The 7,410-nt window shown below is 38.1% G+C and carries 8 protein-coding genes and 2 pseudogenes; 3 read left to right on the forward strand and 7 right to left on the reverse strand.

Annotated elements, in window-relative coordinates:
* Nucleotides 1-8: 8 nt before the first annotated feature.
* From G5B06_RS19805 to G5B06_RS12585, 3 genes and pseudogenes are all read right to left on the reverse strand, one after another.
* A pseudogene (locus tag G5B06_RS19805) lies at nucleotides 9-206 on the reverse strand (hypothetical protein); the annotation flags it as partial.
* Nucleotides 194-1,849, reverse strand: coding sequence for a recombinase family protein (locus G5B06_RS12580; RefSeq protein ID WP_029730856.1), 1,656 nt, complete (start codon nucleotides 1,847-1,849; stop codon nucleotides 194-196). The pseudogene G5B06_RS19805 and the gene G5B06_RS12580, both read right to left, overlap by 13 nt.
* Before the next feature lie 174 nt (nucleotides 1,850-2,023).
* Complete coding sequence (locus G5B06_RS12585; protein ID WP_044994015.1) at nucleotides 2,024-2,284, reverse strand: DUF6870 family protein; 261 nt, start codon at nucleotides 2,282-2,284, stop codon at nucleotides 2,024-2,026.
* A gap of 362 nt (nucleotides 2,285-2,646) precedes the next feature.
* Between G5B06_RS12585 and G5B06_RS12590 the strand changes: the two genes are divergently transcribed.
* Together G5B06_RS12590 and G5B06_RS12595 are read left to right on the forward strand one after the other, a co-directional pair.
* The gene (locus G5B06_RS12590) at nucleotides 2,647-3,036 is read left to right on the forward strand and encodes a plasmid mobilization protein (protein WP_173772211.1); all 390 of its coding nucleotides are present in this window, start codon (nucleotides 2,647-2,649) and stop codon (nucleotides 3,034-3,036) included.
* A complete protein-coding gene (locus tag G5B06_RS12595; RefSeq protein ID WP_173772212.1) occupies nucleotides 3,008-4,660 on the forward strand; it encodes a relaxase/mobilization nuclease domain-containing protein in 1,653 nt (550 codons plus the stop codon). Before G5B06_RS12590 ends, G5B06_RS12595 begins: the two co-directional genes overlap by 29 nt.
* Nucleotides 4,661-4,723: 63 nt before the next feature.
* Here the strand turns inward: G5B06_RS12595 and G5B06_RS12600 are convergent, their stop codons facing one another.
* On the reverse strand, nucleotides 4,724-5,161 hold the full coding sequence (locus G5B06_RS12600) for a hypothetical protein (protein ID WP_055282517.1): 438 nt from the start codon (nucleotides 5,159-5,161) through the stop codon (nucleotides 4,724-4,726).
* Nucleotides 5,162-5,264: 103 nt separating this feature from the next.
* On the opposite strand from G5B06_RS12600, the gene G5B06_RS12605 reads away from it, so the two are divergent.
* Nucleotides 5,265-5,465 carry a helix-turn-helix domain-containing protein gene (locus G5B06_RS12605; protein ID WP_029730851.1) on the forward strand — a complete coding sequence of 67 codons (201 nt, stop codon included), beginning with the start codon at nucleotides 5,265-5,267 and terminating at the stop codon, nucleotides 5,463-5,465.
* 82 nt (nucleotides 5,466-5,547) lie between these two features.
* Here G5B06_RS12605 and G5B06_RS12610 read toward each other — a convergent pair whose 3' ends face one another.
* The 3 genes and pseudogenes from G5B06_RS12610 to G5B06_RS12620 all read right to left on the reverse strand — a co-directional run.
* Nucleotides 5,548-6,399 carry a YodL domain-containing protein gene (locus G5B06_RS12610; RefSeq protein ID WP_118338489.1) on the reverse strand — a complete coding sequence of 284 codons (852 nt, stop codon included), beginning with the start codon at nucleotides 6,397-6,399 and terminating at the stop codon, nucleotides 5,548-5,550.
* Complete coding sequence (locus G5B06_RS12615) at nucleotides 6,396-6,629, reverse strand: transposon-transfer assisting family protein (protein WP_029730849.1); 234 nt, start codon at nucleotides 6,627-6,629, stop codon at nucleotides 6,396-6,398. Before G5B06_RS12615 ends, G5B06_RS12610 begins: the two co-directional genes overlap by 4 nt.
* A pseudogene (locus tag G5B06_RS12620) lies at nucleotides 6,626-7,410 on the reverse strand (hypothetical protein); the annotation flags it as partial. The pseudogene G5B06_RS12620 and the gene G5B06_RS12615, both read right to left, overlap by 4 nt.

Consider the following 7,410-nt stretch of genomic DNA (forward strand, 5'->3'; position numbering starts at 1 on the left):
TTACGGTTAATCCCATCTGCCGTCATTTCTTCAAAAGCTGTATTTTCATTTTCATCCTTTTTCCGGTCACTGTATTTTGCTACCAGCTTCCAACCATGTGATTGTATATAGTTCTGAATATGTTCATTCTGCTGTTGGATAATATCTGATGGAATTTTCTTTGTATTTTTGCACGATGTAGTCCTTGTATAACTTACGCACCGCATTTAAATCTACCTTCCCTTTCTTCCATTTCCCGAATATTCTGAGCTGCTTCTGTCATTTCCTGTATTTCGTCTGCATACTTAAAGCAAATTTCCAGACGGTCTTTTCCATACACAATGATTTTATCAATCAGAGTAACTACCGCTTTACGATCAAGCTGTGTAATATTCTGATAATACTTGAAATCCTCAATCCAAGGGTGTTCCCGTTTTCCCTCCGCAGATACCTTTTCTTTCCTCTGCTCTAATTCACGTTCTGCTTTTTCCGCATTATGCAGCTTGTCTGTAAATCTCCGATTATACTCATGGTATTCTTCTCTCGTCACAATGTTATCTAACATATCCTGATACAACCGGGTTTTTAAATCTTTATACTTCTCTACTTCCTCATGCAGAACCACCAACTGCTTTTCCAGTGAATCCAGTTCTGTCTTTTTATAATTTTTCATTCCACTGTTCTGAATGATATTCTCCGCATTTACCAATAAGGCAATCTGCCTTTGTATAGCATCCAAAACAACTTTATGAACCGTCTTTTCACTAATCAGATGTGAACTGCATCCATCTCCATTTTTATATGTAGAACAATGGTAGTAATAATACCGCTTTCCATTTTTTGTTGTGCTTCTCTTCACCATGTTCTGCCCGCAATCTCCACATCGCAAAAATCCCGAAAAAATATATACGGATTCTTCCTCTGGTGCTGTGCGAGTATCCAGTTCCATCAATGACTGTACATACTGAAATATTTCCTCTGCAATAATCGCTTCATGCGTTTTCTCTACACGAATCCAGTTTTCTTCTGCTACTGGTCTGCACTCTTTTACTTTATAGTTGATTTTACGATTCTTTCCCTGAACCATTGTTCCTGTATATAACTCATTTGTCAAAATGCGATTTACAGTTGTGACCGCCCATTTAGGCTTGGCTCCTGAACGAAATCCACTATTATAATTCATACCACAGCTTCGTTTATATTCCATTGGTGGAAGCACTCCCATTTCATTCAGCTTCTCTGCAATCCTTTGAGGACTGTAACCGTCCATTTTCAGATTGAAAATATATCGGACTATATCTGCTGCATATTCATCTATAATGAGATGATTTTTATTCTCTGGATCTTTCTGATAGCCATACCCGGCAAAGCTGCCAATAAACTGTCCATTTTTTCTTTTTACATCTAACTGACTTCGGATTTTAATTGAGATGTCCCTGCAATAAGCATCATTTATCAGATTCTTAAAAGGAACAATGATCTGGTCTGCATCATCCGATTCTGCTGCACTGTCATAATGATCTGTAACTGCAATAAACCTTACTCCAAGAAACGGAAATATCTTTTCTAGGTATCTTCCTGTTTCAATATAGTTTCTTCCCAGTCTGGATAAATCCTTGACGATAATACAGTTGATTTTCTTTTTCTTCACATCCTCAAGCAATCGCTTAAATGCAGGACGTTCAAAATTTGTTCCACTGTAACCATCATCAACATATTCATCGACCAACGTGATCTCTGGGTGCTGTTTTACAAAATCGTTAATCAGACTTCTTTGATTGCGGATACTATCACTTTCCAATTTATCTCCGTCTTCTCTGGAGAGTCTGAGATAGTCCGCTGCTAATATAGACTTTTGATTGAAATACATAAAGCCATCAACCTCCTAATTTACTATGCCATCCGGCAGTGTAAACCAAGAAATTCATGGCTTCTTGAATGCTTTTAAATTTTGACCCAACACCATATTAACATAACTTCTGGCTCACTGCTATACCTTTTTTCATTCTTTTTAAATTTCTTTCCATCCTGTTTTTCTTCATTTTCATAACGAGATACACCTGCTCAGGCTTTCTTCCAGTGTACATTTTCCAGTAAAACTTATTTTTACCGCTACTCCATGGGAGATATAGCAATACGGATTTTTAATCTGCCTAATATAATCTGCAATCCGTTCCTCCTGTGGCAGTTCTGTTTGTATCTGCACCTGCTCTATATCTACCAGACTGCTTGTGTCTACCGTTCTAATATCTATCTCTGCCATCTCCTGCATTTCTTCTGGTGTTGGTAATTCTTTCTCTGCCATTTTTACACCTCCCGGAAAAAATTACTTCTACCTATAAAGCTCGGCAGAGGGTATTTACCAACCTGCATTTCGTGTTTTTTTATTTTTTTCATTTTGAGGGTTGGTAAACAGGCTTTCCAAAGCCTTATTAGTAGAGGGATTTCTTTCTTAGAGCAAGTTTCGCCCTGGCTGCCAGAAACCCGGTTCCCGGATTTTGACAGCAGGCAACTTGATGGGGATTTTACTCCCCATACCCTCAAGCACAATCAATGATTGTTTCATTGGTTCCCATTTGCATGGTCACAGCGTAATAATTTTTTATTACTTAACTTTCACAGCAGACTGTGAATTTTACTTACAAAAACAACTGGAGGATTAAAATTATGACAAGACCTAAAAAGGAAGAAATGTATCGTAACCATCGTATTACCGTTCGTTTCACTGAGACAGAATTTTCAATTATCGAAACTGCCGCCAAACAAGCTAATATGTCATTAGCTTCTTATGTGCGAACACAAGTTTTAAAAGGAAAAGTACAGACCAAAATTGAAATAGTTGCTGATGTTCCAGAAATAAAGAAACTGCTCGCAGAGTTTGGAAAGATAGGCAGCAACCTCAATCAGATTGCAAAATATTTTAATCAGGGTGGGATTCTTTCTCAGGAAATGCGTGGAGAAATAAATAAGCGACTTCGAGATTTATATGAAATGAAATATAAGGTAATGGAAATGGCAGGTGACTTTCATGGCAATACTGAAACATATCGCAAGTAAAAATGCAGATTATGGAGAAGCTGAACGTTATCTGATTTTTCAGCATGATGAATATACACAGAAGCCTATTCTTGATAAAAACGGTCATATGCTTATTCGTGAGGAATACTATCTTGATGGAATAAACTGCGATCCATTTACTTTTGCAGCGGAATGTCAGGAAACAAATGCTTATTTTCATAAGAACCAGGCTTACAATGAAATTAAATCCCACCACTATATCATCAGCTTCGATCCTAAGGACCGGGATGAACATGGATTGACCGGAGAACTGGCGCAGCAGCTTGGCGTAGAATATGCCAAAGAGAATTTTCCCGGACACCAGGCACTTGTCTGTACTCACACTGACGGTCATAATGGTAGTGGCAATATTCATGTGCATATCGTAATCAACAGTATCCGCAAATATGACACTGAGCCTCAGCCCTATATGGAATTTGACCGGGATTCAAAAGCTGGCTATAAACATCATCTTTCCGATAGATACCGAATCTATTTAAAGCAAAAAGTCATGGATATGTGTACCGCCAATGGGTTGAACCAGGTAGACCTTCTAACACCTGCGGAAAGGAAAATATCTGAAAAAGAGTACTGGGCAAAACGCAGAGGACAAAAAAAACTTGATAAACACAATGCACAGCTTGAAAAGAAAGGGCTGACTCCAAGGCAGACTACTTTTCAAACCGAGAAGCAATATCTTCGTGATGCGATTGATACAGTTGCTTCACAGGCAATATCACAAGAAGATTTTTCCAGATTGCTGTCTGAAAAATATAATATTACATTCAAAGTCAGTCGTGGCAGATACAGCTACCTGCATCCCAATCGCAGTAAATACATTACTGGAAGAAGCCTTGGTACGCTTTATGAGGAAAAACATCTTCTGCAAATATTTCAAGAAAATTCTACCTCACAGATTACTGAAAATCCGGTTCCTGATATTTCTCAAGTTGTTAATTCTTCAACTCCAACAGTTTCTGCCTACACTGCTACAACTACAGAAGCTCCACATACTTTCCTCTTTATAAAATCTGATTTACGGTTGGTAACAGATTTGCAGCATTGTATTAAAGCACAGCAAAGTCAGGCGTATGCTCAAAAAGTAAAACTGTCTAACCTGAAAATGATGGCTCAGACAGTTGCCTATGTACAGGAACATGGCTTTCAATCCAAGGCAGATTTAGATACAGCTCTTTCCGATGCCTCTGCTCAAAGCACTGATGCAAGAAATACACTAAAATCCACAGAGAATACTTTGAAGAATGTCAATGAACAGATTCATTATACCGGACAGTATCTTGCCAATAAATCTATATATTCTGATTACCGCAAAAGTCGGAACAAAGAAAAATTTTATGATGATCACCGGGCAGAACTTACACTCTATGAATCTGCCCTCCGAATACTCAAAGAAAAATCACAGGGCAATAAACTTCCTACATTAAAAATGCTGCGTGAGGAAAAGAATCGCTTAACAGAATTACAGACGATGCAACGTGAAGACTTTAATGCCCGACGGGAACATGAACGGGAACTCCGTACAGTGTGTTCCAATGTGGATATTATTCTTGGAACCTCACAAGTTCAAAATCGCCAGCGTGAACATACACAAGAAAAATCATAACCGACTTTTTTTCATAAAAATAGAGGTTCTTCCTTAAATCCAGGGAAGCAAACCTCTATTTCTCTATTCTACCTTTTCTCCATCTACATACAATATAAATTTTTCAGGGTTGTGGATAATATCATATTCCCCATTTTCTTCATCTGATAAATACGCTATCTCACAGAATTGCTTATTATCGTTAAAGTCGTTTTCCGTCTTATATACATTGATCTGTAATTCTGTCGGGCATACCATATCATAAGAAAACTTTATAGACTGAAAAGAATTTTCCCTGCACATTTTTATAATCTGTTTTGCCAGTTCCTTTTTATCAGCAATTTCCTCCTGATTTGCTACAACTGTTAAATGTTCCGTAGTGTTAAATCTCGTACTATTGACTGCATCAGGAATTTCCGAAAGTTCCTTCGACTGCACTCTATAAAACCCACTACATATACACAATACACATATGAAACAAACAACTACCAGTACAATTCCTTTTATCCTCTGCTTTTTCAATCCATCTCCTCCTCATTGATATGGGTTCCGAAAACAGAACCTTTGTTACTTTCTATCTTAACCCTATAATGAGGGAAAGACAAGAAAAAGGTGGAGATAGCCGTTGATTAAATATGATAAATTGTGGCTTACCATGCAGGAAAGAGGTATCACAAAATACACTCTTCACAAAGAATATCATTTCAGTAAGTCCCTGATACATCGTTTGCAGAATAATGAAGGTGTCAGTATGAACACCATCAACACTCTCTGTAATATTCTGGATTGTAAAATTGAAGATATTGCAACACACTATAAAGACTAGCCCTAACTGATTATTCGGCACTGGCCAGTCTTTTTCTATGCAAAAAAAGAAGCCAGCCACAACTGTGACCAGCCTCTCATTTTTATTTTTTTGTACGCTCCACGTCTTGTCCCATTATCTGCTGCATTGCTTTCTGTCCACTACGCTTGGCAACTTCTTCCTTTTTCTCATTCAGCTTCGCAAGAACGGATTCTTTTGGACGCTTCTTTTTATCTTTCGGTGCAGAATTATTTCTAAGTCCGTCAATCATATTATAATTTGCTTCCTCTGTAATTTCCGCACTTCTCAGGTATTCCCCATTTTCCAGATACTTCTGCCAGTTATCCAGTTTCGGTTTACTATTTTCTGTCTGTTCCTGCACTGGCGGATGCAGAGAATCAAGAATTTTCTGTTTTACTGCATCATCAAATCCATTATATGTGCTATCTACAATCACTTTGCCGTCCTGGTTCAAAACTACATACGCAACATCTTTCCCATACTGCTCATGTTCCATAAGGAAATAATTCTTGCCTTCTACCAGCAGATAATCTATTACTTCCCATGATCCGTCTTTTCCCTCTATTTCATAGCCAACTGTATCCTTCGTAAGTCCACCGTTTTCCGAAGATGCAACTTTCATAAAATCAGAAATCTCTATAAAAGCATCTTTATTTACATAGTAAACAGTCGTGATACCATTATCATTCAAGATCATCACGTCACTGGTACTGATTGCATGACCTTTATAATTATGTGGTTGTTTCTTCTCCAGCTCCTTTTTTATCTGCTCTGGCGTTTCTCTCGGTTTCATTGTTCCAAGATACACCTGTTCATAATTTTTCACCTGCACAGGAATCTGATCCTGTGCAAGTTCTTCATAGGTACGGAAAAGAAGGTTTCTCAATTCCGGCTTCTTTTTTAACTGATAAACTGCAAACTGACTTCTACTCATTCTCCATCCACCTCCAAGTCTGCTTTATAAATCTCTACGGTTCTTTCCAGCTCTTTGTATCCTTCATCGCTAAGATAATATAGCTTCTGAATTGTTGTAAATATCAGATACTTCATATCTTCATCCAGATAGGAAAAAATTTCATCCATAGCATTCATTGTCTGAATCCTGTCACCCGCATCAAAAATCGCAACAGCAATATATTCATCTTCCTCAAATCTTACCATCATAATGACACCTCTCCCTTCTTATGTGTTCTGGATTTTTCTTTCGTTACAGTCTGTTCCTGCTCTTTTATTTTTGCCTGACGTTCCCGGAGTGCCTGAAGAACAGATTCTTTTCTGCTCTTTGGATGTGAAACATTATCTTTCTGTATAGGCTTATCTCCAACTGCCTGTTCTGTTCTTTTTGTAAGTTCCTGCTTCCTGGCAAAATATTTTTCCACATCATCCATTGCTTTCTGAACTAATGGACTTTCCTTATAGTGTTTAATCATCTCCACTCCTTCCCTGTCAACTTTTCCAAGTCGCATAAGATCATACGGTCCGTCATAATCACTTCCATCGTGCAGTTCAAATCCAACACCTTTTATCCCATTCATACGTTCAGCGGGAATGGTTTCATAAATGTGTAAGGCTTCTTCCAAAGTAAGATTTTCGTGGTACTCACCCATAACTGGAAATTCCATGCACTCTGCAACATAAAAAGTGATCGTGGCTTCTGTCTGCTCCTGCTCTAACGGTCTAGTAAAAATAGAGAGTGTTTCTGCATTTTCCAGACGTGAAAGTAATGACCGGGCAGTAATTACATCACTGTCTATATTCGATTCTTTTGACACCTCAGTCAGCCAGTCTTTTAAACCAGCTGTCTCCCTGTGCAAAATATCTTCTGTGATTTTCTCGACCTGTTCGTCCCTATTTTCAACAGTATCCTTATATTCATAAGTATCATACTCGTAACTAAAATTATCCAAGTCCACTGCGAGTTTCCTGATTTCCTGCTGATCAAGAT

This window comes from Blautia luti (genome assembly GCF_013304735.1).
Lineage (GTDB): Bacteria > Bacillota > Clostridia > Lachnospirales > Lachnospiraceae > Blautia_A.